The following is a 25,681-nucleotide window of genomic DNA, read 5'->3' as shown; positions in this document are numbered from 1 at the left end:
TCAAAGAAAAAACGGGGTCAGAGTGAGTGCCGTCAGCCAGCTCAGGAAAAGCGAGTAGCACAGAACCCAGAACAGGGAGCCAATGAATTCTCCGGTGGTGTCTGGTGAAAGGCCGATAGGAGCAAAGGCCGTAATGGCAATCACGGTAGCGCCGAGCAGCGGGTACCGGTTCTGCGAGACCACTTCTTTGGCTGCCTGCCTTTTGGACTTGCCCTTGGAAAGGCCAATCATCATGCCCTCGGTGACGACGATGGCATTATCGACCAGCATCCCCAGCGCAATGATCAGCGCACCCAATGAAATCTTCTGGAGCTGAATACCGTGTATTGCCATAAGCACGAATGTACCCATGATGGTAATCAGCAGGATCAGCCCCATGAGCAGGCCACTTCGCAGCCCCATGAACAGCAAAAGCACAATAATGACAATGCCCACCGCCTGAGCAAGGTTCATGAGAAAAGCAGATACTGCCTCCTCGACTACTTCAGGCTGGTTATACACTGTGTTCAGTGTCATGCCGATGGGTTGCTGTTTTTCCAGGCGTTTCAAAGCCTCATTGAGACTCTCACCTACATCAACAACGTTGGTGCCCTCTGCAAATGACACGCCGATGGTCAAAGCAGGCAATCCGTCAGAGTGGTAAAGCAAGGCGGGTGAGTCATTGGTCACCCTGCGAACTTCGGCCAGATCGCTGAGCCGGATAATACCCGAATCAGCGCTTCCAACTGCCAGTTGCTCAAGTGCCTGAACGGAATCAAGCTGACCGGTTGGCTGAACGGATAACGACAGCCCTTCACTGCGCAGGTGGCCAGCGTTGCCCACCGTATTCTGCGCATTCAGAAGGCTTGCCAGGTATTCTGGCGAGATGCCAAGAGCACGCATACGGTCACGGTCCAGTGACACGATCATCTGCTCGTCGACACGACCACCGATACTGACTTTTGCGACGCCCTCCAACAATCGCAGTTCTCGCTGAATGAGATCCGCATGGTCACCAAGATCTTTCAGCGAGTAGCCGTCACCACGCAACGTGAGCAGCAGGCCGAAGACATCGCCAAAGTCATCGTTCACGATGGACGTGTTCACGCCTGGTGGCAGACCAGGCTGGGCATCATTAATCTTTCGCCGAAGGATATCCCAATACTGGTCTAACTCCCCTTCTCTGACCGTCTTCTTGAGTTGGACAGTAATCTGCGACAAGCCGTCCGAGTTCACCGAAGTAATGTCATCGATGCCCGGCATCTGCTGGATCGCTTTTTCCAGAGGCAGCGTAACCTCCTCCTCGACTTCAAGAGGCGTTGCTCCGGGATATTGGGTGGTCACCAAGGCGGAACGTAACGTGAACTCCGGGAATTCAAGCTGGCCAAGACCCAGAAACGCGAACATGCCCCCAACCCCAAGCAACAGCGTGACCATCCAGCTGATGGACTTCCGATCAAGAAAATAATCGACCATCTCAGAGCCCGCCCTCTTTTTCCCAGGGACGGACCGAACGATCCCTGTTCATCCGGTGAGCGCCGGCAACCACGATTCTGTCGCCCGGGCTGAGCTCTCCCCGAACAAGCACGCCATCGTTCATTTTCTTACCCGGCTCGACATCCACCGGCTCGACGCTGCCCGTGTTATCGCCATTCTCACCATCGGCAGCAGCCACGTATCGCCAAACCACGCTAGTGCCGGGTTCTGCGTCAGGTGTTACAAGCGCCGCGGTTGGTATCAGCCACGACGGGGCGCTCTCTCCAGCCAATGTGCCGTAATCAAGCAGAACGGTCGCGCTCATCCCCGAAAGCACTGTGATGTCCTCGGGTTCAGGGAGCGTTACGGTAACCTCATAACTGAGCGACCCCTGAGAGGCATTGCTGTCATGCTCTTTGTAGCTCGCGGCGTAGCGTTTATCGGGAAGCTCGGGAAACTGTACCCACGCGATAGTGTTGCCATTGGCGCGAACGTTCCTGGATCTCTGTGGTTGAAGGCGGCGGACCTGTTGTTCAGGCATCTGGAACGAGACGTCGATAGAGCCGGGCCGTTGCAGTTCGGCAATGGCCTGCTGCGCTGATACAACCTGAAAGACATCCACCGGCACCCGTGAAATGACGCCATCAAATGGCGCTTTGAGAACGGTATAGGAAAGTTGGTCCTCCGCGCTGGCCAGTTGCGCTCTGGCAGAGAGGTACTCGGCCTCGGCCTCATCGAAACGGGCCTGACTGATGGCCTGGCGCTCCAACGATATTCGCATTCGCTCGAAGGTGGCCTGTGCCAGATTGAAATTTGACCGGGCGTTTTCCAGGCGGGTTCTTGCGTCCCGATCGTCCAGGCGGGCAACGACCTCCCCTTTTTCCACAGTGTCGCCTGCTTTAACGGCCAGCTCCGTCAGCTCTCCTCCCACTCTGAAAGAGAGTTCTGAATGGTCAGACGCCGAGACTCTGCCCGGATACTGATTGAGCGTGCCTGACTGCGCCTGCTCCAGCGTCATGAGCTTTACCGGGTAGACAGTTTGCTGTGTCAGAGGGGGCGCCTCCGCCGAACATCCCATCACCAGGAGGCTCGAAAGCATTGCAAGCGCTTGTAGGCCTCTCAAGGGCATGGCGGTACTGACCATCTTGAATTTCATAACGCGTCACTCTCCAGAAAAAATTAGGTATTCCGACGATCGGCAACCGCATCCCAAGCCATATTAAACGCTAATTCGATATGCTCATCGGTACCTTCGAACGACCCTTGCAGGCATCGTTGAACGAGGTGGTAAATCGGGCGGAACATAAACGTTTCGAGAAGTGGAAAAGGTACCGGTTTGATCAGCCCGGATTGCTTTCCCTGATCAACTGCATTCAAAAGATTTGCGGCTCGGCTTTCGTTTCGTGCCTGGATCTCGGGAGTCATCCAAGCAGAATGCGTGAACGTCTCGTGGTAGCGGAATAGTTCCGGACGCTCAAGGCCGATCCGGAACAGTGTGTGCCACTGGCGTCGCAGTCCTTCACGCAGATCTTTCCCGCGAGAAAAACTGTCCAGCGCCGCATCAATGACCTGATCGCTGACGTAATAAAATGTCGCCAATAAAAGCTGTTCTTTATCTTCGTAATAGATGTACAGCGTGGCTGGTGACAAACCCGCAGCCTTGGCTATCTTGCCAACCGAGGTTGCTGAAAAACCGTGATCTGCTACTTCCCTCACGGTAGCTTCCAGGAAGGCTATTCGTTTCGAGTCGTCTCTTTGCCGCATTTGTCTGCTCAACGCTTCAAATTGGTCGGCCTAAAATAAATGAACGTTCACTTATTTTCAAACCGAAAATATAGGCGTATACCGAAGTAGGTGCCCTACTGAATTCCTGGACAGAATGGCCATTGGGGGCTCCATCAGGCATCTGTCTCCAAACCTGGACTGTAGTTTTCATGTCGTCACGAAGTCTCTTGAGCTCCTTTAACTCCTGATCCAGTCTGCAAAGGCGGTCTGTGAATAGCTCCTTCAGGTCGCTGCCAGCCAAGCCACCCTCCGTCCCATGACTTAGAATGACTTTGACTTCACGCAGGTTGAATCCCAGCTTGTTTGCCACGCGAACAAACCGTAAGCGCCACAGGTCTTCCGAATTATACAAGTTGTAGCCATTTCGGGGATCTTTTCGTGGCCGAAGTAACCCTTCACGGTTATAGAAACGAACGGTGTCCGGAGAGACATCCGCCAAGTTTGCAATTTCATTGACTTTCATCGTGCCCACATCGCTCGCATGAAACAGATCCCGATATATCAGAGGAGAAAACGCCAGCATGACCACTCTGAAACTCTCTCAATTTGTTATTGCATAAATGAAGTCGACCTTTATCCGCCCGTCGCCACCTTTACGTTATTGATCGGTTGGCTTTTCGACCAAGCGACTAACCCAAGGCCTCCAAGGATCATCGGCAAGGTCAACAACTGCCCCATGGTCACCCAGTCAAGGGCAATGAACCCCAGTTGCGGGTCGGGGAGGCGAACAAACTCGACCGCAAAACGGAAAATTCCGTAGAGCAACAGGAACAGGCCGGACGTTGCGCCCATCCGACGAGGGTGGCGTGAGAACCACCACAGCACCACAAACAGCACAACACCTTCCAGGGCAAACTCGTACAATGACGACGGGTGACGTGGCGCCGACCCCATATTCGGGAACACCATGGCCCAGGGCACGTCGCTGACCCGCCCCGGGAGCTCGTGGTTGATAAAGTTGCCAAGGCGCCCCGCCCCCAGGCCAATTGGCACCAGTGGCGCTATAAAATCCGTGAGTTGGAAAAAACGCAGGTTCTGCTTGCGGGCGAAGACCAAGGCTGCAATCAGGACGCCGGTCAAACCGCCGTGAAAACTCATGCCCCCTTCCCAGACCTTGAACAGCCAAAGCGGATTGTCTGCCAGCTTGTCAAAACCGTAGAAGAGCGCATAACCGACGCGGCCACCGAGAATGACGCCCATCGCGCAGTAGAAAATCAATGTTTCAACAGCGTCTGCGTTCAACCCGAGTCGATGAGCCCGACGACGCCCCAGCCACCAGGCCGCGAGAAAACCGACAAGGTACATCAGGCCGTACCAATGGATTTTCAGTGGGCCCAGTGCAATGGCTACCGGGTCGATTTGAGGATACTGAAGCATAAGCTTCCCTGATTTCGTGTGTGAACGTGCGTTAGGGTTTCAATCAGTAACACGTTCCGCTCCATTGGCTGTCTCCTCCAATCGTTGCCTGGCAACAGCGATACCTTTACGAATGACCTCTGCGGAGGCGGAATCCTCGAAGCCAGCCAACGCTCGGCGCCAGTAACCGATCGCCTGTTCATAGCGGCCATCGTCGAAAGCCTCAACCCCCAGCATGCCCAACACTGTCGGCTGACGCGGATCCTTATCGAGTGTTTCATCTACCAGCGCCTGAACTTCATAGGTCAGGCTGCCTCCGGCCACATAGAATTTCAACTGAGCCAGTTGGGCCAGAAGATCGGCTCGGCGGCCTTCCAGTTCGATCAATCGCTCCAGGGCGCGAATCGACCGATCTGGCTGACCGACCTTCTGGTACAGCGGAAACAACAAAGCCCAGACCTTGGGATTATCCGGCTGACTCTCGGCCTGCTCTTCGAGCCGGACAATCAGGTTCTCCGGTGAGGCACCGGGAGAGTTAAGAACCTCCTGCACCACGGCATACAGAGCCAGATCGCCATTGGCGCCCACCCATCGATAGCCGGTTACGGTGGCGGCAATCAATGCCGTTATCACCAGAGGGATTACAAAACGTCCTGCCAGCGGGTTCCTGAGAGGCACGCGACGACGGGCCTCGGTGTCCTCCAGAAGATTGCGTTCAAGCTCGTGACGGCTTTCTTCAAAGCGTGCGACGTCAACCTCGCCGCGATCGCGGGCGCTTTCCAGTGCTGAAAGCCGGCGCTCATAGACGGCGAGGTTTTGCGCCTCCGCATGATCATCGGCCTCAAATCGCTGCTGCCAGTCATGGATCGCCCTTGCTCTCCGCAACGGTAGACTCAGGAACCACAGCGCAAGCAGCAGCAGTGTGCCGATACTTAACCAGAGCATAGTCATTCCGATCCCTCACGGTGACGATGAATCAGGGAAGACAGGCGGGTACGCTCCTCCTCGGAGAGCGGCCGCACTCGCCGGTGCCTGCGCGCCCGGACAAACGCAATCACAACCAGGGCGCCTCCTGCTACCAGCGCTGCCGGCAACGCCCAAAGCAGCCACGTTCGCCCGTCAAGGCGCGGATTGTAAAGAACGAACTCGCCAAAACGATTAGCCATGAAATCAAGAATTTCCTTATCCGCACGCCCATCACGAAGCATCATTGCTACCCGCTCCCGCATGTCCGCCGCCACCGGCGAATCGGAACTGTCGATGGCTTGAGCATCACATTTAGGGCACCGCAACGACGCCGTAAGGTCGCGATAACGCTCCGCCATCACCGGATCCTCGAAATGACGCGCATCGATTGCCGTGTCCGCCACCGACTGGAACGAAGCCAGCAAAAACACGATGACCACACAGCAACGGCTCTTTCGGTTTAGCGCCATTTCTCTACCTCCGCCATGACTTCATCCACCTGGGCGGGCGTTATGTACCCGACGTGCTTGTATCGAACGATACCGTTTGCGTCGACCAGAAAGGTTTCGGGCACGCCATACACGCCAAGCTCGAAACCCAGGTCGCCGGCAGGATCGAAGATGTTGACCTCGAAAGGTTTTCCAAACTCTTCAAGAAATTGTCGCCCCAGGTCACGTGTGTCTTTGTAGTTGATGCCCACCATCTGAATGCCGCGTTCGGAGAGCGCCAGTAGCTGGGGCATTTCCTCCTTGCAGGTCGGGCACCAGGACGCCCAGACATTGACCAGAGACATCTGCCCGCGAAGCAGGGATTCATCCACCTCGGTATCAGGGTCCTCCAACGTTGGGAGCGTGAACGCGGGAAACGCCTGACCTATCAGGGCCGACTCGCGAGCACTCGGGTCCAACGAAAGCCCCGGTACAAAAAGAAGGCCAGGCCAAGAAACACCACAAACGGAAGCATCAGCAACAGGCGGCGCATCATGCGCGAACCTCGCGCGCCGGCCTCACCGATTCCCGGTCAGCGGCGGCGGCACGGCGGCGACGGTAGCGACGGTCTGCCACGGCCAGCACGCCCCCGGAGGCCATCAGCAGCGCACCCAGCCAAAGCCAGCGTACGAAGGGCTTGACCTGTAGGCGCATTGCCCAGCTGCCGTCGTCCAGTTCCTCCCCCATGGCCACGTAAAGGTCCCGCAACAGGCCGGGGTCGAGTGCGACATCGGTCATCGGCTGCCCTCGGGCAATATACAGGCGCTTTTCTGGGTACAAGGTGGTGACAATCCGGCCTTCACGGGCAACCTCGATGGCCGCCGTGTCAGCAAGGAAGTTGGGTCCCCGACGCTCGCCCAGTTCGGTCAGAGTAAAATCGTACCCGCCCAGATCTACCTGCTCACCGATATCAAGCCGCACATTACGCTCCATGGCGTAGTTCGACACCATCACCACGCCCACGATGGTGACGGCCAGGCCCACGTGGCCGACCACCATGCCCCAGTATGAAGGGGTCAACTTACGCAATCCGGCCAGCGCAGAGGACGCATTGCGGACTTTATCAAACAGGTCGCGCACCAACGCCAGTACTATCCACAGGGCCGCCACCATCCCCAGCGCCACGGCGACATTCCACTGGCCGTTGTAAAGAAACGGTATCGATACCGCAATCGCCAGTGCGGCCAGACCCGCCCCCAGTAGTCGCCGGAACAGCTCGCGACCGGGCATCTGCTTCCAGCGTGCGACCGGCCCCAGCCCCATAAAGGCACAAAGCATGACGGTCAGTGGCACGAACAGGCTATTAAAGTAAGGCGCGCCGATACTGATTTTGCCCAGCCCGAGTGCATCCAGGATCAAGGGGTACAGCGTGCCCATCAGGACCGTGATCGTCATGATGACCAGCAAAATATTGTTGATCAGTAACAGTGCATCCCGGGAAAGCCAGCTAAAGCCCGCATTGGCGCTCATTCGCGGCGCCCGTAGCGCAAAGATCAACAGCGAGACGCCGACCGTTATTCCCAGCAACGCCAGAATGAAGAGCCCCGTGACGGATCATTGGCAAAGGCATGAACTGAGGTCAGTACCCCTGAACGCACCAGGAAGGTGCCCAGTAACGAGAGTGAGAACGTGAAAATCGCCAGCAGTGCCGTCCAGCTCTTGAACGTGCCGCGTTTTTCCGTGACCGCCAGTGAATGTATCAGCGCTGTCCCGCTCAGCCAGGGCAGGAGCGATGCATTTTCCACCGGGTCCCAGAACCACCAGCCTCCCCAACCCAGTTCATAGTAGGCCCACCAGCTACCCAGAGCGATGCCGAGGGTCAGAAAGGCCCAGGCAATGTTGGTCCACGGCCGAACCCAGCGCGTCCAGGCCGCATCCAGACGCCCTTCGATCAGCGCAGCGATGGCAAAAGCAAAGACCACTGAAAAACCCACATAGCCCATGTAAAGCATCGGCGGATGGATGATCAGGCCAACATCCTGCAACAACGGATTCAGATCGGCACCGTCGGCGGGCATGCCCGGCAACAGGCGATCAAAGGGGCTGGACGTAACGACGATGAAAAGCAGGAACCCTGCGCTGACGACACCCAGAACTCCCAGAACCCGTGCCAGCATATCCCGTGGCAACTGGCGGGAAAACAGACTGACGGCAAAGCCCCATCCACTGAGAATCAGACTCCATAACAGCACCGAGCCTTCATGAGAGCCCCAGACGGCGGTGAACTTGTAGTACCAGGGCAACATCGAATTCGAATTACGGGCCACATAATCCACACTGAAATCATCCAGAAGAAAACTGGCGGTCAGGCTGGCATAAGAAACCAGTAGAAAGGCAAACTGCCCCCATGCCATGGGCTCTGCAAATGCCATCCACAACGGGCGCCGGGTGGCGGCTCCCAGCAAGGGCACGGTCGCCTGAAGCAGCGACAGGCAAAGTGCAATCAATAACGCGAAGAGACCAACTTCAGGGATTGTCAGGGTAAGCATTGCGGGGCCGTGTTCGGTTAGGGGTTCCTCAGGTATTGCTTCGTCAGCCAGCCGCGCGGCTGGCTGACGAATACCCTGTTACTTCTGACCAGGTTGGCGGGTAACGCGCAGGTACGGTGTCTGCTCATCCCATCCGTCGGGGAAGCGCTCTTTGGCCTCTTCGTTGGAGAGCGACGGAACGATGATCACATCCTCGCCATTCTTCCAGTCCACCGGCGTGGCCACTTTGTGGTTGTCGGTCAGCTGGAGCGAATCAATGACGCGCAGGATCTCGTCCAGATTGCGCCCGGTACTGGGCGGATACGTTAGCATCAGACGGATTTTCTTCGCGGAATCGATAATAAATACCGTTCGAACAGTCACCTTTGGGTCGGCTTTTGGATGGATCATTCCGTACAGGTCGGCAACTACCTGATCCTTGTCTGCCAGCAGGGGAAAATTGAGCCCCGTGCCCTGGGTTTTCTCGATATCCTTCACCCAGTCGTTATGGGAGTCGAGCGGGTCGACGGAGACCCCGATCAGCTTCACACCGCGACTGGCGAACTCGTCCTTACGCTTGGCGAAGGCACCGAGCTCTGTGGTACAGACGGGGGTGTAGTCGGCGGGGTGTGAAAACAGCACGGCCCAGTCGTCTCCCAGCCACTCATGAAACTGAATGTTTCCCTCGGTGGATGCCACGGTGAAATCGGGAGCAATTTCTCCAAGTTGCAATGTCATCGTTTCATTCTCCTTTGCTTTGGCGGTCGTTCTTGGTTCGTCAGCACAGACGATATCCTTAAAGTCAACTTTAAGGTCAAGGCCTTTATCGGGCCGGAAATAGCCAGCAAGCCATACGGCAAGAGTTTCCTGGCAACGATGGACATTATTTAACCCTTAAGCGCCAGGATGCGCCTGGCACCGTTGAGTACGATAATCCCCGCGATGCTGCCGATGATCAGGTCCGGATAATTGGAGCCAGTCCATGCGACCAGGGCGCCAGCGGTAATGACCCCCAGATTGATGACCACATCGTTGGCTGAGAATATCCAGCTCGCCTTCATGTGGGCACCGCCCTCCCGATGTTTGGATATCAGCAGCAGACAGGTGGTATTGGCGATCAATGCGATGAACGCAATCCCCATCATTACCAGCGACTCCGGCTCACTGCCGAAGACAAAGCGCCTCACCACCTCTGCAAGTACGCCCACAGCCAGTATCAGTTGGAGTACGCCCGCGAGATGCGCCGCACGCACCTGCATTTTCACGCTGTGCCCCACCGCATACAGGGCGAGCCCATACACGGCCGCGTCGGCAAAATTGTCCAGGGATTCTGCAATCAAACCGGTGGAGTGCGCGATCAGGCCGGCCGTCATTTCCACCACAAACAGGACAGCATTGATACCGAGCAACCAACGCAGGGTGCCCGACTCCTGCTCGGCCGAGATAGCCGTACCCCCGAGCGCCTTGATTGATTCAGGGTCGGCAGCGGCCGTTTCCTGAAGCGAAGCTCCCAGCCCGAGGGTCGCCAGCTTCGCGGTGATAGGCTCAGCCTCGCCATCGTGCACAACCTTCAACCGCCGATCAGACAGGTCGAAGGACAGCCCGCGAATGTCTTCAAAACCATTCAGGGCCAGTCGAATCATCCGTTCCTCCGAAGGACAATCCATCTTCGGTACGGTATACACACTGATCCAGTTGCCGGACGCTTCAGAGGCCTCCGACCCGGCGTTACCCTCGGCGGACGATGCGTCGCAGCCACAGGCGTCTTCACAGGATTTACTCATGATACGGCTCCACTTGAGTATTGTCGGATTATGATTTAAAACCATATAGCCACTATAAGGTCAATAGAGCAGATACCATTTGTTGAGGAGACACCCGATGCGCATTGGTCAGTTGGCGCGGTCCGTAGGGGTTGACACCCAGACCATCCGTTTCTATGAGCGAGAGGGCTTGTTACCACCGCCGGATCGTCAGGACAACGGCTACCGTATTTACACCGAACGGCATGTTGAGCGACTGGCCTTTATCCGGCGCTGCAGAATACTCGAGCTGTCACTCGCTGAAATTCACGAGTTACAGCGTTATCAGGGCGCGCCCCATCAGCCTTGCAGGGTCATCAACACCTTGCTTGATGATCACCTCGCTCATGTACGGTCTCGGATAACCGATCTGCAGGTACTGGAGAAACAACTCACGTCGTTGAGAGCGAGTTGCAACGATGATCGGGACATTGGAGCCTGTGGGGTTCTCGAAGGGCTCAGTGAAGAAAGCATACAGCAGTAGCCTGAGGCATTTATGCCAAGTATTGGGGTAACCAGTGTGGGCGAATCAATATACTTGCGCAGATGTTGAAAATCCGCTTCCTGGCAGATCTTTTCGACAACACGGAGCCTGAGTAGCCGGCAGATGGAGCAAGCACCTCATCATCTCCTGTTTCGTTGAAAAGGCTGCATCAACTGTTGCCAGTAGTTCGTTGGGTAATTCGGCTCTGAAGCAATACCGAGATCTTTAGCGCCGATCGTTCGCTCGGAATCGAAGTAAGCCGTGCCTAAAAAGCGATCAGTCAAGGTTGTAAAAAGCCCGAAGTTCACATCACCCTCTTTTGCCGTATTCAAATGATGGAAACGATGCACGGAGTTGATTGCGAGAACCTTTTTCAGCGGTCCGGTAAAATACGCTACATTCGAGTGTTGCAGTAGCAACTGAAATACGACTGCAACCACCAACAACATCAGGACATTCTGTGGTACTCCTATAATGAGTAATGGTGTCGTCCCAGCAACTGTTTCTATAAATTGATGCAGTGGATGTTTCATGAGCCCATTAAAGCCGTACAACCGTTTTACGCTGTGATGAACGGCATGTAGGCGCCACAGCAACCGGAGGCGATGACTGGCAAAATGCGCCAGGGTGATACCAATATCAGAAATGAGGATTGCCAACAGCAACTGGAAAAGCAGTGGCCAACTGGAAGGCCAGATCGGTGCCAAAACGAGCAATCCTGCAATTAATGGGAGTACAGCTATGCCAATAACATTAAGCGACTCGTTCATGAGTGCATGGAGCACATCGCGCCGCTGATCCCGTTGAGGCTCATTAAACGCCCGATCATAGGGGATAAGTCTTTCAGTGGCGAAAGAAATCCCTATAAACACCAGGATCAACAACCCCAGCCAACCGGCGTTGAAGTCTTCGGCAACGAGATAGACAGCAACACCATTACCCACGAGCAAAAACAACGGCAAATACAAAAGCCTAACCAACCACATTACGTTACGGATCATTCCAACAGCCCTCGCTAACTAGAGCGTTCAGCATCTCATGGATGCACGCAGCCGAATTGAACGAAAGAGCTGATTATTCGGATAAAAGCCGTTGAATAACCGTTGGGGAAACGCCAAATGCCTCAGTAACAGACCTGCAGAAATGGGCTTGATCAGAAAATCCCGAAGCAATTGCTGCATCAGTGAGTGACATCTCGCGCGATAACTCAAACCCGGTTAATAGCTTTAACCACTTTCTATAGCTGCGCAAAGGTAAACCGGTACATTCGGTAAACCAGTGGGAAAAATGGCTTGGAGACAGGCAAACCATTTTTGCCAACTCGGCTCGTGAGACTGATCGCCCCCCCGATGCTTCGGCATTCAATGCTTCTAAAACGTCGCTCAACCTACTCTTTGGACCAGATGGCTTACTACCCCGGTATTGTCGCTCGAAAGCTTTCAGTGCAATTAACAGATTTTCGGTGCCAGTAAAGCGAGACAAGCACTCCGTAATGAAATCCTCATCGAGTGCCCGGATGGATCGCTTCGACGGATTTTTGATGTAAGGCAGTAGAACATTGCAGACATCAAGGTTTGGATCGATGTAAATACACAGTACCCTGGACAGTTTTAATTGATGAGTAACTCCAGCTGGTATCCATAACCCCCTTCCCTCGCATCGTGTTTCACCGGACATGACTTCAACGCTTGCGTCTAAACCGATCACGATTTGATGAGCCCAATGCCTGTGGGGCTTATTGTCTCCCGACTCTCCATGGAAGGCACCCATGCCTGGCTTTATCGCTACGGAGCCAAGCCATGGGTTCAATAAAGTCTTTGTTTTGGTCATTGCCTCATCTCTGCAAAGACAGACTTTCAGTCGGAGTGACCCTCGGTCAGTTCCAAGCCTCGTCAATGGTGCGGGTCATCAAATCCACCATGGCCGGACTGTCCCATTCCGCGGCACCGACCAGGCGGCCAATTTCGCGACCGTCATGATCAATCAGCAGCGTTGTAGGAACACCTTCTATGCCTAGCGTTGAGGTCGCCATTGTCGACGGATCAATATACTGGCGAAGATGTTGGATGCCGGTTTTCCGGTAGAATTTTTCAACAACGCTGATGCCTGCGTGGTCAACGGACAGCGCAACCACTTCAAAATGCTCGCCGCCCAGTTGAGCCTGAAGTGAGTCCAGCGTCGGCATTTCCTCTGCTGACGCGCTTGCGTTCCTGAGCCTTCATGTCATCACGCGCCCGGGTCAGATCGCGCATGGCTTCCTGTTCGTTATCAGGCACCCAGACCGGCGTCAGGTCGCCCCTGCGAGCCAGGCGCGCCAGCTTCAGAGCATCGCGCCGACCGGTCTTGATTCGCTCCCCGGGCGCCTTCGGAATACGCGAGGGCGCCACCACCTGAGCATCATGGCCGCTGGCGAGCAATTGACGATACAGGCCGTAACCACAGGGACCGGCCTCATAGACAAACTGCAACAGGCCGCCGGATCGACAGCAGAAGCGGCGGTGTGAAATGAAACGGATTCAGCGTTAAACTCTGTCATGACTTGCCCTCCTCAATGTGGCTCTGTCTAAGGGTTGTTTACCCACTCCCCAACGATAACCCACGAACGTTGAGGGTGGGCAGGTCAAAACATCATGTCTAAGAGGGATCTTAGCCTCTTCTTAAGATCCCTCTTCTTACTCAGGTAGGTTTCAGCGATCTAAATCACAGGTGTCCTCCATCTTCCACAGGTATTGTCCAATACACGCCTTGGCCGGTCACAGTGTTTTCCGCCTGTCGAAGCGCCTCCAGTACGACACTTACATCCGCGTCATCAAGCAGGATATCCACCCGCACCCGCGGTGTGTAACCAACCACTTTATCACGTGCCGAGAGAAACGGATCGCGTTCCACCTGAGCCCCGTGCCCTTCCACATGGCTGAACGTAAAGCCGGATACCTCGCTCAGGGTTCGCAGTTGATCGCCCAATTCCTGCTGGGTATTGGCATGCACAATAAGCGTCAGAATCTTCACGCGTGGTCCTCCGTTGTGGGCTGAGCGAGGCGTCGCTGCGCCCGCCCTTCTATCCAGGCATATAAGGTAGGAAGCAGCACCAGTGTGAGCAGCGTCGACGTGAACAGTCCGCCGATCACCACGACCGCCAGCGGGCGCTGCAACTCTGAGCCCGGCCCGGTCGCCGTCAATAGCGGCACCAGACCCAGGCTGGCGATTAATGCGGTCATGAGCACCGGTCGCAACCTGCGCTCGGCGCCTTCCTGCACAGCCTGGAGCAGAGTTCTCCCGGCTTCACGCAACTGGTTGAAGTAAGTCACCATCACCACTCCGTTGAGCACCGCCACACCGAACAGGGTGATGAACCCCACGGAGGCCGGCACTGACAGGTACAGCCCTGACAGATACAGGCTGACGACGCCGCCGATCATGGCGAACGGAATGTTGAGGATGATCAAACCGGCCTGGCGCAGGGATCGGAACGTGATGAACAGCATCACGAAGATCAGCGCGATGGCAATCGGCACCACCAACGCCAGACGGGCCGCAGCGCGCTGCTGGTTCTCGAACTGCCCACCATAGGTGACGTAGTAACCTGTCGGCAATTGCACCTCACGTTCCAGGGTGGCACGAACCTCTTCTACGAACCCCACCATATCACGACCTTCGACGTTGGCCTGCACCACTACCTGGCGCTTGGCCGACTCCCGGGTGATCCCAACCGGCCCATCGACTTCTCGGATTGCGGCCACGCTGTCGAGGCGAATCTTTTCCCCAGCGGGCGTTTCCACTCTTAGCGCCGCGATATCGTTCGGCGACGTGCGCGCCTGTTCCGGATAACGCAACAACACACCAACGCGTCGGTTGTCTTCGATTACCTCAGTGACAACCCGGCCGCCGACGGCAATTTCCACAAGCTGGTTGATATCCTCGATATTAATGCCGAATCGGGCAATGGCCTGGGGATCAATCTCAACCTGCAGATAGGTTTGGCCTGACAACGGAGCGCGAAAGACATCGACCGCCCCGGGAATGTTATTGATGAGCATTTCGATCTGTTTGGACTTTTCCTTCAGTACCTTCAGATCATCGCCGTACAACTTGATGGCCATCGCGGCCCGCACGCCGGTCAACATCTCGGAGACCCGCATGTCGATGGGCTGAGTGAAGGCGTAGTCGATGCCGACGAAGCGATCGAGTTTCTCGCGCAACCGCTCCTGAAACTCCTCCAGACTCACCGTCCACTGGTCCCTTGGTTTGGTGATGAGAAAATTATCGGTTTGATACAAACCCATGGGGTCCATACGCAGCTCGTCGGCGCCGGTGCGGGACACCACGCCGGTGACCTCCGGCAGCTCCATCATGGCCTTTTGATAGGGCTCGTCAAGCGCCAGGGAACGCTCCAGCGAGATGCTGGGCAGCTTTTCGATGATGACCACCGTGGTACCTTCGTCCATGACCGGCATGAACTCCTTCCCAATCAGGGGAAACAGCAGGGCGGCGCCGAGCAGTAGCATCAATGCGCCGCCCACGGCCGTCTTGAGGTGGCGCAGCGCCCAGCGCATGACCGGCACATAGCCGTGCTTCAACAACTTCAACACCCGGCTGTCTTCCTCAGCGCCACCCCGCATCAACAGGCTGGCCATCACCGGAATGACCGTCAGCGACAGGAGCAGCGAGCCGATAAGGGCGAAAGCGATAGTCACCGCCAGCGGCGTAAACATTTTGCCTTCTAGGCCGGACAGGCTGAACAAGGGCAGAAATACCACAATGATGATCAGCACGGCAGAGATCACTGGCGTAGCCACCTCTAGCGTCGCGCGGTAGATCAGATGCAGACGATCAACCCCCTTGGGCGCCTGGCTGAGTCGCGCATGAGTGTTCTCGACCACCACCACCGCAGCATCCACCAGGATACCGATGGCAATCGCCAGCCCGCCGAGAGACATGAGATTGGCGCTGACACCAAACAGACGCATCATCACGAAAGTGAACAGCACCGACAACGGCAAAATTAGCGCCACGGTCAGGGCGGCGCGTAAATTGCCGAGCATGACTATCAACACCAACAGCACCAGGACCACAGCCTCGCCAAGCGCTTTTTCCACCGTCCACACCGCCTGGCTGACCAACTCGGAGCGATCATAGAACGGCACAATACGTACACCTTCGGGTAACGTCGCCTTGAGCGCCTCGAGCTCATGCTTGACGCCTTCGACCATGGTCCGGCTGTTGGCGCCCCGGCGCAGCAGCGCCAGGCCGGTCACCACCTCGCCCTCGCCATCGGCGGTGACCGCGCCGTAGCGGGTCATGGAGTTGATGCGGACCGTGGCCACATCAGTGACGTGCACCGGGACGCCATTACGGCTGGCCACGGTGATGCTGCGGATATCCTCCATATCCAGTAGTTGCCCCACGGTACGCACCAACAGCACCTCGTCGTTACGGTTGATGCGGTCCCCGCCGGCATTGCGGTTATTGGCTTTCAGTGCGCGTTCCAAGTCATCAATTGCCAGGCCGTGGGCCAACAGCGCCTCGGGATCGGCAACGACTTCGAACACCTTGACTTCGCCGCCCAGGGAATTGACGTCGGCTACGCCCTCCACGGTGCGTAGGCGCGGACGGATCACCCAGTCCTGGATACTACGCAGTTCCCGGTTGCTGTAGCCCTCGCCCTCAACCCGATACATGTATCCCTCGCTCAACGGCGTGGTGATGGGCCCCAATCCGCCCTCCACCCCGGCGGGCAGTTCGCCCCAGACCTGATTGAGGCGTTCGGCCACCTGCTGGCGTGCCCAGTAGATGTCGGTGCCGTCCTCGAAGTCGATAGTGATGGAACTCAACGCGTATTTGGTGGTGGAGCGCAGCACGGTCTGACGCGGCAGGCCCTGCATCTCCCTTTCAATCGGAAAGGTAATGCGGCTTTCCACCTCGGTGGGCGACAGGCCCGGTGCCTTGACGATCACCAATACCTGGGGCGAGGCGATATCGGGGAAGGCATCGATGGGAAGCGTGCGAAACGCCCATACCCCACCGACAATCAGTGCAGCGGCCAACAGCAGTATCATTAGCCGCTGGATCAGGGAAAAACGAATCAATGAAGCGATCATGGCTTACTCACCCCCCTGGTACTGCCAGTGGGATTTGAGCTCGGCCACGCCGCCGCTAACGATCTCGGAATTCGCCTCAATGCCGCCGCGCACCGCAATCCAGCCTTCCGACTCCAGCCCGATCTCGATCGGCGTTGGCGCATAGCGCCGTGGGCCCAGCACCTTGAACAGGTAGGCCTGCTCACCCACCCGGAACACGGCGCTGGCGGGCACCATGAGTCCTCGATAGGCCACACCGGTCAGGGTCACGGTGGCGTACATGCCGGGTCGCAACTGGCCGTCCGGGTTATCGACCACGATGCGTCCGCCCAGGGTTTGACTTTGCCGGTCCACCTCAGCCGCAAGCGATTGCAGGCGGCCACGGTATTCACGCCCGGGACTGGCCTGTACCTGGACCGTGGCCTCCGCACCCGGTTTGATCTCAGATAAGTTGGCGACAGGGATGCGTACCTCGGCCCACAGGCTGGACAGGTCGTCCACGTGAAAGGCGGTCTGCCCAGCGGTTATCAACTGACCTGACTCGATCTCGACCCCGGTGACCATCCCATCGATAGGACTGGTCAACTCGAACTCCGCCAGGCGGTCCGGTTTCTGCGCCAGGGCCTGTATCTGCCGATCAGACAGGCCGGCAAGCGACAACAAGCGACGCCGCGCATCCAGCGTGGCGCGGGCGCTCTTGTATTCACTGTCCACTTTGAGCCAACGGCTTTCGGCGACGATGCCGTCTTTCCACAAGCCTTCGATACGGGCGCGCTCGGCGCGCGCCAGTTCGAAGCGGGCCAACGTTTCCAGATAGTCGGCCTGCGCCTGGCCCAGGCTGTTGCTGCGCAGGCGGGCCAGCACCTGCCCCTTGCGCACTGCCTCGTTCTCCACCGCCAGCAGTTCGGTCACCATGCCGTCCACGACAGGGGTGACACGATTGCTCTTGCGCCGGTCGGCAGTGAGGGTGCCGGTCAGTTTCAGACGCGGCTTGAGCTCGCGGGTAGTTACGGTGGTGGTCGTAAGCCCGGCGCTGGTCAACTGCTCCTGGGTCAGCTCCAGTTCAGCGGCCGGCGCCAGCGCCGGAATCAGCAGGAAAAACAGTGTGGCTAGTAGCTTATTCATTGTCAGTATCCTGTTCAGTGAGGACAAGGGCACGACCAGCCGCCAGGCGCAAATCTGCAGCCTCCAGCCAGGCCTTTTGCAGCAGCTCCAAATAGCGTTCATGGGCGTCAAAATAGGTGTTGTTGGCATCGATTACCGAGAGAATTTCCACCTCACCGTTGGCGTATGCCTTGCGCGTCAGTTCGAATACTTTTTGCGCAGGCTGGAAAACTCGCGCGCGGTAATGCTCACCCTGCTTAATGAGCTGATTCAGATTCAAAAAACTCCGCTGCAAGCGACTATCCAAATCCCGTTCCAGCGCCTGTAGCTCCGACTGGCCCTCAATTACTTGTGACCGGACTTCTCCAATGCGACCGCTGTTTCGGTCCCAGAGAGGTATGGTGATACCCAGGCCGATTCCAGTGACATCCTGACGGCGTCCGTTTAGTAAATCCTGCTCACGAAACACCCGCAGGCTGATATCTGGCAAACGCTCAGCACGGGCCAAGTCCACACCTGATCGCGCTGCCTCGACTCGGTGTTTCGCGGCGAGCAGCGCCGGATGATTCGCCAGACCAGCCTGCAACTGCTCCAGCCCGTGGACGGGGCCAAACGGTTGAAGGGAAGTCAATCGAGGTGTCGTCTCTCCGGGTAGCTCCAAGTAGACGCGAAATCTGCTGAGCGCTTCATTGTATGCGCCTTCTGCACTATTTAATTCCTGTTGCGCGGCTTCCCGGATCAGATCCATGCGCAAGCGCTCCAGGTCAGAAAGCTCACCGGCCTGAGCGCGTCGGCGCCCGGTGTTCTGCAGGTCATCGGCAAGTTGCAAGCGTTCCTCCGCCAGGCGAAGGCGCTCCCAAGCCAACTGCAAGCTGTGATAGCGCTGCGCTACCTGGGTTTCCAGACGAATCTTTTGATAGCTCTGTTCGGCCCGGGCAGCGTCCAGTCCCGCCCCGGCAACCGCCTTCTGGTACCCGATACGACCACTCAGTGGCAGCGGCTGGCTGATCGCAAACTGGGTGAAATCAGTACCTCCGGTGCCCGCGTCCTTGCCAATACTGTCGTCGGCACGCAATTCGATCTGCGGGTTCGGCCACACACCGGCCTGTTGCAGAGCACCCCGGCGGGCATTGACAGTCGCCTGCGCACCACGAATTTCCGGCGCAATCTCAACCGCACGCCGGATACTGTCTTCCAGTGTCCATATACCCTGCGATTGACCCATGACCGATACCGACGCAGTACAAGACAGCAGGAACCACAGCACCACCGCTCGCCGATTTTTTCGGCGCGCCAAGAAAAAAACATTGAACATTATCCACTCCTAAGCGCTGCGTCGGTGATACGACACGCGCGCAAAAGCATCCAAGATAAAAAGCCATGCGGCATTGCTAATGCACAGACCAATACTAAGTCTCTGCAGGCAAAACCATCTAAAGGGAAGTCTCAGATTCTCAGAGAGGGGGCGCGCGCAGAGGCGGCCTTAGACTGAAAGGGGAAGAAAGAAACCTTGTATGGCGATAGAGGCGCCACAATACCTGAGAGCAAAATCGTCTCGGCAGAAGTAGAATCACTGCCGCAAACAGGGCGAGGACCATCGACCCAAGCGGCAGTTTTTTCAGGGCTCCTTGTTGAGACAGGTCGATGTGACCCACTTCGTCAGGATGTTTCTTGCCCGAAGCACCGTAGTCGACGTGGCTTTGATCCTGATGCACATGTTCCGACGTGGTCGGCTCATGATCGTAGGTATGCATATGCAATCGCGCGCCTTGGATGAAGACCAGGGCGACAGCCAAATACGTTACCCAGAAAATTTTCTTGAGCGTGGTTAATTGCGATCGATGCATAGGATCGGATAATACCCATTCTCCCAATGCCAGGCAACAGATTAGTCTCCAGTTTCAATCTTCTACCCCGGATTTCTCATAAAGAGGTAAAAGGAAGCGGCTGAACGAGCGGTTATTCCAATCCAGCGGAATCAATTCAATAAATTCTTTATCATGGTCATTGCCTCTGCAAAGACAGACTTTCAATATATATGACTTGACCTTGAATTAATCGCCTGGCCAAAGCTGAATCGCCCGAGCCAACTTTAAGGTCAAGGCGTTTGTTGCAGACGTCCAGTCGGACTGACCATCGGTCAGTCTGGAACCCCGTCAATGGTACGGGTTATCAAATCCGCTATGGCCGGGCTGTCCCATTCCGCGGCACCGACCAGGCGGCCAATTTCGCGACCGTTGTGATCAATCAGCAGCGTTGTAGGAACACCTTCTATGCCCAGTGTTGAGGTCGCCATTGTCGACGGATCAATATACTGGCGAAGATGTTGGATGCCGGTTTTCCGGTAGAATTTTTCAACAACGCTGATGCCTGAGTGGTCAACGGACAGCGCAACCACTTCAAAATGCTCGCCGCCCAGTTGAGCCTGAAGTGAGTCCAGCGTCGGCATTTCCTCACGGCAGGGTGCGCACCAGGTCGCCCAGATATTGAGCAAAATCACCTTGCCCTGAAAGTCAGCCAGTGTCAGCGGTCTGCCGTTTTCGTCTTCAAAAGCCAGCTCGGGCAGAGTGCGAGGGGACTCCCAGATCAGGAACCCCTGGGGCCCCACGGACTTCGGAACCTTCCCTGCAGCCATAACTGGAGCGGCTATGGAAATAGCAAGCGCGAAAAGGACTACGGCGATTCCCCGGGCGGCGGATATGCGCTGGTGACTCATTGGACATTACTCCTGATTACAGTGGTCGGTTTGTTGCCGGCATGGTGCCCCACGCGTTACTCACTCTGTAACAGCTCTTCAATTCGCCCGTGCAGTCGGCCCCAGAACCCATCATCGGCTGCCGCGTTGGGGCCTTTGGCAATGGCCGTCAGGTAGGTCACCAGGTGTTCAGGCTTGAATTTCAATCCATGGAACCGGGCCCGCATCTGCCCTTCCGGGTCAATCACGTGGGTTACCACACCATGGACCTGTACACCCTCACCCGTATCCCTGAACTGAACGCCGTAGGCTTTAGCAAGTTCTGGTGTCAGTTCAGGTGGTTCCATCCTGGCTCGGTAGAGGAATTGCCAGTTGCGGGGATTCAGATCGAAATTCTCGCCGTAGGCACGCATGTTTCTCCGGGTGCCTGCAACATCTTCCCGGTCCGTGGCAATGGTGATGAACACCACCTCTTCACTCAGCCCTTCTTCTTCAACCCCGGTTTGCAACTGCCGGATCAGGTTCATATGCAAAGGGCAGGCCTCGGTACAGCGCGTGTAGAGAAAGTTAAGCACAACGGTTTTGCCGTTTAAGTCGGCAAGGGCAAGGGTATTGCCATCAACGCCTGTAAGATCAAATTCAGGGGCCGGCTGATCCACAAACTGGGCATACCGCTCTTTCTCGTTCAACGAGGCCTCCACATCTTCCATGGAATGGGCCATGGCATTGGTGCTGACCTGGGCAACCATGGCAATCAGCAATTCTGAATACACTGTTCACAGTCATTCTCCATTTGAGTTGTTTTCCGAAGGGAGTCCCGGTTTATTGTGGCTTGATATCGTCCAGATTCAGCGCAACGGGCAGGTCAGCTGGTGCCAGGCAAACGCCCTCGTCACTGCAGGCCTGTACCCGTACCGTCATGTCTAGCTTGCCTGCCTCTTTCAGCGCGGCGGTCTGTTTTTCATCTGGCAGCAGCCGGATGCTCGCACCGTCGTCGTACACCTCCAGGGCGGTGTCACCCAGCACAATGTCACTGACCCGGCCGCGCGGGTACTCCGTCGGAATATCGAGCGACTGGCCGCCAGCCGAAGACTTGGCGACGGTGGGGATCAGAAACTCCATGGAGGCTGGATTCGCATTCACGTGCCAGCCCGGTTCAATGTCCAGTGTCAGAACGATTTCACCGGTCTCCCCTATCAGGGCTTTGCCGCCTTCCGCAAGATTGAGGCGGACCTTATCGGAAGAATCTGCCAACCCCGTGCGGGCAACTGGCGCCTGGGGGTCGGAACTGGCTTGTTCAGGCTGGGCTGAGCCAGGGGCCTTTCCGGAATTGGTACCGATCAACATGAACGCCGCGATCGCGATCAGAAAAACCGCTATGCCGGTCAGCAATACTTTGGCTTGGGTTGTCATGGTTCATCTCCAGTATCTAGGGTTGTGAATTCTCGGTGCGGTTGATCGCCTCGACCAGGCTGTCGGTATCAAAGAGCCCAGTGAAACGGGCGACAACGGTGCCGTCAGCGTCAAAAATCGCCGCAAAAGGCAAAGCTTGCCCACCCGTCGCGGTTAACAATGCGTCTTTTTCGGGATCGCTTGCTGTCACATCCACCTGAATCGGCACCATGCCGGCCCGCGCTACGGCTTCAGCCACAGCGGGCTCTTTATACACGGTGCGCTCCAGGACCTTGCAGTTGATGCACCAATCGGCAGTGAACTCCAGCAAATACGGCGTGCCACGGGCTTTTGTGTCCGCCAGGAGTTCTGCGGAGTAGGGCTGCCAGACAAGTTCGTCTTCGCCGCTGCCCAACGGAGATGCGAATACCACTGTCACCGCAAGGGCAAGGCCTGTCGCCGTTGCAGTGATCACGCGAACGGCACCGCTCCCCTGAACGAAACGACGGAGACCCCAGACCAGCACCAGCGCCAGCCAGGCCCACCACAGCCAGGGGTATACCGCTTTGGGCACCAGGCTCGCGCTGAAAAAGACGGCGGCGGCCAGCAATATCAGCGCGAGCACTTCACGAATGGCCAGGGTCCAGGGGCCCGCCTTGGGCAACCGGCTCAGCCACTCGGGCCTGAGCATCAGTACCGCGTAGGGCAACGACAGCCCCAGCCCGATACTGCCGAATATCCCCATGATGACCGGTGTCGGCTGGGTAACGGCAAAGGCCAGAACGCCACCGAGGAATGGTCCTGCGCAGGGCGCGGCCAGAATCGCACTCAACAGCCCGGATACATAGGCTTCAAAGTAACGCCGGCCATGCGCCGAGGCGGCGAATGTCGGGACGGGGATGGGCAGATCGAGCCAGGTAATCACCGCAAACCCGACCATTAACGCAACCAGGACGGCCACGAATAGCGTTGACTGGAACAATGTGCCCCAGTTCCACTGCAGCAGTGCGGTCAGGCCGCCCAGCGTCAGGAAAAAGGTGAGTGTTCCGGCCGTGAATGCCAACGCGGCCAGCACCCGATGGGACCTCTGGCCGCCCGCCTCCCGCAGGATGGTCCGGACCTTGATGGGGATCGCGGGCAGCACGCAGGGCGTCAGGTTCAGCAGTAGACCTGCCATAACCGCCATCATGATCTGGCCGGCAATGAGTAATGAGGGCAGCTGATCCATTACTCAGTGACTCCCAGCATCCTGCCGAGCGCTTCCTGGCTGGGCACACCAGTCTGGCCCCGCCATTGTCCGCTCGTGTCCTTGAACAGCAGCCCTGGCGTCCCGCTGAAACCCGCCTCGGCCATCCACTGACCGTGTTGTTCGAGGGCCTGTTGAAGGTCGGCCGGGATCGGAGTGAGTTCAGAAATGCCGCGGCCGTCACCGCTTTTTCCGAAGTTTTCCTCAAACACCTGGAGCGCCGCGGCTCGATCCTCTGCGTTCATGATTGCTGCAGAAAGCCCCAGGCTGGACGGTTTGAGAAACCCAACCATGACCCAGTGCAACCTGACTTTCCCCTCCGCAACCCAATCCCTGGTTTGCTGCCAGAATTTGTGGCAAAAAATGCAGTTGGGATCCGCGAAGATATAGACCTCAGGGGCATCTTTACCGCCCTCGCTCACCAGATGGGGGTCCCGGGAGAGCTGCTCGGCAACCGACGCATACGTCGGCTTCGGTATATAACGAGCGGAATATTCGCTGGTCAGATCGTTGCCATCACTCTCCAGAAGTGCGCCGGAAAAAGTGAGGTCACCGAGACCATAGAGGATTCCGGTTTTCCCGTCGCCGGTCTTTACAACATAGCCGGTCACGCCCTCGGCTGGCGTGGAGAAGCGTTCAGTCACCGTAAAACCGATTCTCTCCTGCAGTGCCTTGATTCCCGGGTCCATTGGTGGTGACGCCGAGGCCAAGGCAGCGAATAAACTCAAAAAAAGTGCCATCGAAAGCTTATGGCAGAGCACGGTCATGCCGCGCACCGGGTATTCCAGATAGAATGACATCACAGATACGTTCCCGTTTTCATGTATTCATCAGTCGATAAAATCACCAGCAAAGCTGCCTACGTGGTGGTCTACCGCGCAAGGCCAAACGACAGGCACTCGAAGCGAAAGCCTCTGGTAATCAAAGGTTCAGGAGACTGTTGATTACTTGGGAGGAAAAGGGTCTGGGCCAGAAAGTACACGGCCGGAATGAGAAGAATAGCCTTTCGGGCAGGGGGAAGATAACAGCACTACCGAGTCTCTAATTGCAGATTTCCCGACATGGGACGTTGAACACGGGCTACTGCAGCTGCCCTCGGCATTGAGCCCGGCGCAGTCATGCATCACCTGGGTGTCTGGCAACATGACACAAGCCTCGGCCATGGGTTCCGCTTCAAAAGAGGTCGCGGCAACTCCCTGTGCAACGGGGAGAAGAGCCACGAGCAGTAGTACTGCCAGTCCCATAAGCCGTGTGGTCATCGCACTGATATCCTGATTACAGAACAGCTAAAACATCTTCCGCGTGGGAAGATAGTCGCCCACTTTAACCTACATTGGCGGAAGTGCAAACAGACACGCTCCATCACCGTATCCGCCAATTCGGCTACCAGAGTAAGATGTTGGCGGCGCACATAAGTTCCTCAGAAGCTTGGGTGTGGGGACTATCCGGGGATAAAACATCCGCTCTCCCTCGAGCCCTCAGTCGAGTGAAAATCATGTTCTTTCACGTTGATCGTTCCCCCCCACTGCCCCCTCATGCAATGATGCAATCAATGGGCAGGTAATATTGTACGGATGGGCATGGCACTGCTCAACCATCTCGCCCAGTACCTTCTCGATTCTCCCCAGTTGGTCGATTTTCTCACGCACGTCCCGCAACTTGTGCTCGGCCAGAGCGCTGGCCTCCTGGCAGTGAGCGCCATCTTCAAGTTGTAGCAGGTCACTGATTTCGACAAGACTGAAGCCCAGCTGCTGAGCCGTTTTCACGAACATTAACCGCTCGATATCAGCTGGACCATAGCGCCTAATACCACCTGGAGGACGTTCCGGCTCCGGTACTAGACGTCGCCGCTGGTAATAGCGGATTGTCTCGACATGGACGTTGGCAGCCTTAGCCAGGCCACCGATGGTCAATGAATTCGCTTTATCCGGCATACCCCTTGACTCCGTAGCTGACTACGGAAGTAATCTTATCTCATCGAATGAAACCATGAAAGGTGTCAGCGTTATGCCGAATTCCAAATCGGGGCGTGTCCCCTTGGCTGCGGGAGGTATTGCGGGCCTTTTGGCTTCGGCCTGCTGTCTCGGACCGCTGGTACTTGTCGCGCTGGGTGTCTCCGGTGCCTGGATGGGCAACCTCACGGCTCTTGAACCTTACCGCCCGATTTTCATCGGCGTTGCATTGGTGGCCATGTTCTTCGCCTGGCGTCGAATCTTCCGGCCAGTGGAACAGTGTCAACCCGGTGAAGTGTGTGCCGTACCACGGGTGCGAACGACTTATAAGGTGATCTTTTGGGCAGTAACGGCACTGATACTGGTCGCCCTGTTGTTTCCCTATGCCCTTCCTCTGTTTTATTGAAAGGA

26 protein-coding genes and 2 pseudogenes are annotated in these 25,681 nt (G+C 56.7%); 2 read left to right on the top strand and 26 right to left on the bottom strand.

Translation table 11 applies throughout. The features are described 5' to 3' along the window. The 11 genes and pseudogenes from ACP86_RS23545 to ACP86_RS18925 all read right to left on the bottom strand — a co-directional run bounded on the left by ACP86_RS23545 (position 1) and on the right by ACP86_RS18925 (position 10,302). A complete protein-coding gene (locus ACP86_RS23545; protein WP_264752476.1) occupies positions 1–1,455 on the bottom strand; it encodes an efflux RND transporter permease subunit in 1,455 nt (484 codons plus the stop codon). 1 nt (position 1,456) lies between these two features. Beyond that, a complete protein-coding gene (locus tag ACP86_RS18970) occupies positions 1,457–2,611 on the bottom strand; it encodes an efflux RND transporter periplasmic adaptor subunit (RefSeq protein ID WP_008172291.1) in 1,155 nt (384 codons plus the stop codon). A gap of 23 nt (positions 2,612–2,634) precedes the next feature. After that, positions 2,635–3,171, bottom strand: coding sequence for a TetR/AcrR family transcriptional regulator (locus ACP86_RS18965; RefSeq protein ID WP_014420756.1), 537 nt, complete (start codon positions 3,169–3,171; stop codon positions 2,635–2,637). 64 nt (positions 3,172–3,235) lie between these two features. Then, positions 3,236–3,763: a MerR family transcriptional regulator gene (locus ACP86_RS18960; RefSeq protein WP_053115066.1), complete on the bottom strand. Its 528-nt coding sequence runs from the start codon at positions 3,761–3,763 to the stop codon at positions 3,236–3,238. Between the two features lie 50 nt (positions 3,764–3,813). Next, positions 3,814–4,617 (bottom strand): prolipoprotein diacylglyceryl transferase, encoded by an 804-nt coding sequence (gene lgt / locus ACP86_RS18955; protein WP_053115065.1) that lies wholly within the window; start codon positions 4,615–4,617, stop codon positions 3,814–3,816. Between the two features lie 39 nt (positions 4,618–4,656). Beyond that, positions 4,657–5,541 (bottom strand): c-type cytochrome biogenesis protein CcmI, encoded by an 885-nt coding sequence (gene ccmI, locus ACP86_RS18950; protein WP_227507756.1) that lies wholly within the window; start codon positions 5,539–5,541, stop codon positions 4,657–4,659. Positions 5,542–5,543: 2 nt separating this feature from the next. Beyond that, on the bottom strand, positions 5,544–6,032 hold the full coding sequence (locus ACP86_RS18945; RefSeq protein WP_053115063.1) for a cytochrome c-type biogenesis protein: 489 nt from the start codon (positions 6,030–6,032) through the stop codon (positions 5,544–5,546). After that, a complete protein-coding gene (locus tag ACP86_RS18940) occupies positions 6,023–6,469 on the bottom strand; it encodes a DsbE family thiol:disulfide interchange protein (RefSeq protein WP_200905074.1) in 447 nt (148 codons plus the stop codon). Before ACP86_RS18940 ends, ACP86_RS18945 begins: the two co-directional genes overlap by 10 nt. 73 nt (positions 6,470–6,542) lie before the next feature. Then, a pseudogene (locus ACP86_RS18935) lies at positions 6,543–8,539 on the bottom strand (heme lyase CcmF/NrfE family subunit). Between the two features lie 78 nt (positions 8,540–8,617). After that, a complete protein-coding gene (locus ACP86_RS18930) occupies positions 8,618–9,256 on the bottom strand; it encodes a peroxiredoxin (protein WP_053115062.1) in 639 nt (212 codons plus the stop codon). 149 nt (positions 9,257–9,405) lie between these two features. Then, the gene (locus tag ACP86_RS18925; protein ID WP_053115061.1) at positions 9,406–10,302 is read right to left on the bottom strand and encodes a cation transporter; all 897 of its coding nucleotides are present in this window, start codon (positions 10,300–10,302) and stop codon (positions 9,406–9,408) included. A 97-nt stretch (positions 10,303–10,399) separates the two neighbouring features. Here ACP86_RS18925 and cadR point away from each other — a divergent pair, with 97 nt between their 5' ends. Further along, positions 10,400–10,804 carry a Cd(II)/Pb(II)-responsive transcriptional regulator gene (gene cadR, locus ACP86_RS18920; RefSeq protein ID WP_053115060.1) on the top strand — a complete coding sequence of 135 codons (405 nt, stop codon included), beginning with the start codon at positions 10,400–10,402 and terminating at the stop codon, positions 10,802–10,804. A gap of 140 nt (positions 10,805–10,944) precedes the next feature. On the opposite strand, the gene ACP86_RS18915 is transcribed toward cadR, so the two are convergent. The 15 genes and pseudogenes from ACP86_RS18915 to merR all read right to left on the bottom strand — a co-directional run bounded on the left by ACP86_RS18915 (position 10,945) and on the right by merR (position 25,252). Then, entirely contained in the window at positions 10,945–11,805 is an 861-nt protein-coding gene (locus ACP86_RS18915) for a sterol desaturase family protein (protein ID WP_053115059.1), read from the bottom strand. Between the two features lie 73 nt (positions 11,806–11,878). Further along, on the bottom strand, positions 11,879–12,634 hold the full coding sequence (locus tag ACP86_RS22275; RefSeq protein WP_075267711.1) for a helix-turn-helix domain-containing protein: 756 nt from the start codon (positions 12,632–12,634) through the stop codon (positions 11,879–11,881). Between the two features lie 46 nt (positions 12,635–12,680). Then, positions 12,681–12,989, bottom strand: a complete 309-nt coding sequence (locus tag ACP86_RS18910; protein WP_227507755.1) for a TlpA family protein disulfide reductase — start codon at positions 12,987–12,989, stop codon at positions 12,681–12,683. A gap of 31 nt (positions 12,990–13,020) precedes the next feature. Then, positions 13,021–13,272: pseudogene (locus tag ACP86_RS18905) on the bottom strand (IS110 family transposase); the annotation flags it as partial. Between the two features lie 232 nt (positions 13,273–13,504). Further along, positions 13,505–13,813, bottom strand: coding sequence for a DUF3240 family protein (locus ACP86_RS18900; RefSeq protein WP_053115057.1), 309 nt, complete (start codon positions 13,811–13,813; stop codon positions 13,505–13,507). Continuing rightward, on the bottom strand, positions 13,810–16,902 hold the full coding sequence (locus ACP86_RS18895) for an efflux RND transporter permease subunit (RefSeq protein ID WP_053115056.1): 3,093 nt from the start codon (positions 16,900–16,902) through the stop codon (positions 13,810–13,812). The genes ACP86_RS18900 and ACP86_RS18895 overlap by 4 nt, the downstream gene beginning before the upstream one ends. Positions 16,903–16,905: 3 nt before the next feature. Further along, the gene (locus ACP86_RS18890; RefSeq protein WP_053115055.1) at positions 16,906–18,006 is read right to left on the bottom strand and encodes an efflux RND transporter periplasmic adaptor subunit; all 1,101 of its coding nucleotides are present in this window, start codon (positions 18,004–18,006) and stop codon (positions 16,906–16,908) included. After that, a complete protein-coding gene (locus tag ACP86_RS18885; RefSeq protein ID WP_053115054.1) occupies positions 17,999–19,300 on the bottom strand; it encodes a TolC family protein in 1,302 nt (433 codons plus the stop codon). Before ACP86_RS18885 ends, ACP86_RS18890 begins: the two co-directional genes overlap by 8 nt. 139 nt (positions 19,301–19,439) lie before the next feature. Beyond that, positions 19,440–19,832 carry a hypothetical protein gene (locus tag ACP86_RS22740; protein WP_139216080.1) on the bottom strand — a complete coding sequence of 131 codons (393 nt, stop codon included), beginning with the start codon at positions 19,830–19,832 and terminating at the stop codon, positions 19,440–19,442. 293 nt (positions 19,833–20,125) lie between these two features. Further along, a complete protein-coding gene (locus ACP86_RS18875; protein WP_053115052.1) occupies positions 20,126–20,701 on the bottom strand; it encodes a TlpA family protein disulfide reductase in 576 nt (191 codons plus the stop codon). Positions 20,702–20,757: 56 nt separating this feature from the next. Then, positions 20,758–21,453, bottom strand: coding sequence for an SCO family protein (locus tag ACP86_RS18870; protein WP_011784891.1), 696 nt, complete (start codon positions 21,451–21,453; stop codon positions 20,758–20,760). Positions 21,454–21,502: 49 nt separating this feature from the next. Beyond that, positions 21,503–22,093, bottom strand: a complete 591-nt coding sequence (locus tag ACP86_RS18865; protein ID WP_011784890.1) for a protein-disulfide reductase DsbD domain-containing protein — start codon at positions 22,091–22,093, stop codon at positions 21,503–21,505. Positions 22,094–22,109: 16 nt separating this feature from the next. Continuing rightward, complete coding sequence (locus ACP86_RS18860) at positions 22,110–23,300, bottom strand: protein-disulfide reductase DsbD family protein (protein WP_011784889.1); 1,191 nt, start codon at positions 23,298–23,300, stop codon at positions 22,110–22,112. Further along, positions 23,300–24,118, bottom strand: a complete 819-nt coding sequence (gene dsbG, locus ACP86_RS18855; RefSeq protein WP_011784888.1) for a thiol:disulfide interchange protein DsbG — start codon at positions 24,116–24,118, stop codon at positions 23,300–23,302. The genes ACP86_RS18860 and dsbG overlap by 1 nt, the downstream gene beginning before the upstream one ends. 693 nt (positions 24,119–24,811) lie before the next feature. After that, positions 24,812–25,252 (bottom strand): Hg(II)-responsive transcriptional regulator, encoded by a 441-nt coding sequence (gene merR / locus ACP86_RS18850; RefSeq protein ID WP_011784886.1) that lies wholly within the window; start codon positions 25,250–25,252, stop codon positions 24,812–24,814. A gap of 73 nt (positions 25,253–25,325) precedes the next feature. Between merR and merT the strand changes: the two genes are divergently transcribed. Then, positions 25,326–25,676 carry a mercuric ion transporter MerT gene (gene merT, locus ACP86_RS18845; protein WP_011784885.1) on the top strand — a complete coding sequence of 117 codons (351 nt, stop codon included), beginning with the start codon at positions 25,326–25,328 and terminating at the stop codon, positions 25,674–25,676. Positions 25,677–25,681: the final 5 nt, after the last annotated feature.

It is taken from the genome of Marinobacter sp. CP1, assembly GCF_001266795.1.
Taxonomy (GTDB): Bacteria; Pseudomonadota; Gammaproteobacteria; order Pseudomonadales; family Oleiphilaceae; genus Marinobacter; species Marinobacter flavimaris.
The sequence above is the reverse complement of the archived record's forward strand: the minus strand, read 5'-3'. Positions and strand labels throughout refer to the sequence as shown.

Excerpts from the sequence above, each read along its gene's own strand:
- lgt (WP_053115065.1), bottom strand. The coding sequence starts at position 4,617 with ATGCTTCAGTATCCTCAAATCGACCCGGTAGCCATTGCACTGGGCCCA.
- ACP86_RS18915 (WP_053115059.1), bottom strand. The coding sequence starts at position 11,805 with ATGATCCGTAACGTAATGTGGTTGGTTAGGCTTTTGTATTTGCCGTTG.
- ACP86_RS18890 (WP_053115055.1), bottom strand. The coding sequence starts at position 18,006 with ATGAATAAGCTACTAGCCACACTGTTTTTCCTGCTGATTCCGGCGCTG.
- ccmI (WP_227507756.1), bottom strand. The coding sequence starts at position 5,541 with ATGCTCTGGTTAAGTATCGGCACACTGCTGCTGCTTGCGCTGTGGTTC.
- ACP86_RS18970 (WP_008172291.1), bottom strand. The coding sequence starts at position 2,611 with ATGAAATTCAAGATGGTCAGTACCGCCATGCCCTTGAGAGGCCTACAA.
- ACP86_RS18865 (WP_011784890.1), bottom strand. The coding sequence starts at position 22,093 with ATGACAACCCAAGCCAAAGTATTGCTGACCGGCATAGCGGTTTTTCTG.
- ACP86_RS18895 (WP_053115056.1), bottom strand. The coding sequence starts at position 16,902 with ATGATCGCTTCATTGATTCGTTTTTCCCTGATCCAGCGGCTAATGATA.
- ACP86_RS23545 (WP_264752476.1), bottom strand. The coding sequence starts at position 1,455 with ATGGTCGATTATTTTCTTGATCGGAAGTCCATCAGCTGGATGGTCACG.
- ACP86_RS18885 (WP_053115054.1), bottom strand. The coding sequence starts at position 19,300 with ATGTTCAATGTTTTTTTCTTGGCGCGCCGAAAAAATCGGCGAGCGGTG.
- ACP86_RS18860 (WP_011784889.1), bottom strand. The coding sequence starts at position 23,300 with ATGGATCAGCTGCCCTCATTACTCATTGCCGGCCAGATCATGATGGCG.
- ACP86_RS18910 (WP_227507755.1), bottom strand. The coding sequence starts at position 12,989 with ATGCCGACGCTGGACTCACTTCAGGCTCAACTGGGCGGCGAGCATTTT.
- merT (WP_011784885.1), top strand. The coding sequence starts at position 25,326 with ATGCCGAATTCCAAATCGGGGCGTGTCCCCTTGGCTGCGGGAGGTATT.
- ACP86_RS18930 (WP_053115062.1), bottom strand. The coding sequence starts at position 9,256 with ATGACATTGCAACTTGGAGAAATTGCTCCCGATTTCACCGTGGCATCC.
- dsbG (WP_011784888.1), bottom strand. The coding sequence starts at position 24,118 with ATGTCATTCTATCTGGAATACCCGGTGCGCGGCATGACCGTGCTCTGC.
- ACP86_RS18945 (WP_053115063.1), bottom strand. The coding sequence starts at position 6,032 with ATGGCGCTAAACCGAAAGAGCCGTTGCTGTGTGGTCATCGTGTTTTTG.
- cadR (WP_053115060.1), top strand. The coding sequence starts at position 10,400 with ATGCGCATTGGTCAGTTGGCGCGGTCCGTAGGGGTTGACACCCAGACC.
- ACP86_RS18960 (WP_053115066.1), bottom strand. The coding sequence starts at position 3,763 with ATGCTGGCGTTTTCTCCTCTGATATATCGGGATCTGTTTCATGCGAGC.
- ACP86_RS18925 (WP_053115061.1), bottom strand. The coding sequence starts at position 10,302 with ATGAGTAAATCCTGTGAAGACGCCTGTGGCTGCGACGCATCGTCCGCC.
- ACP86_RS22740 (WP_139216080.1), bottom strand. The coding sequence starts at position 19,832 with ATGCATCGATCGCAATTAACCACGCTCAAGAAAATTTTCTGGGTAACG.
- ACP86_RS18875 (WP_053115052.1), bottom strand. The coding sequence starts at position 20,701 with ATGAGTCACCAGCGCATATCCGCCGCCCGGGGAATCGCCGTAGTCCTT.
- merR (WP_011784886.1), bottom strand. The coding sequence starts at position 25,252 with ATGCCGGATAAAGCGAATTCATTGACCATCGGTGGCCTGGCTAAGGCT.
- ACP86_RS22275 (WP_075267711.1), bottom strand. The coding sequence starts at position 12,634 with ATGACCAAAACAAAGACTTTATTGAACCCATGGCTTGGCTCCGTAGCG.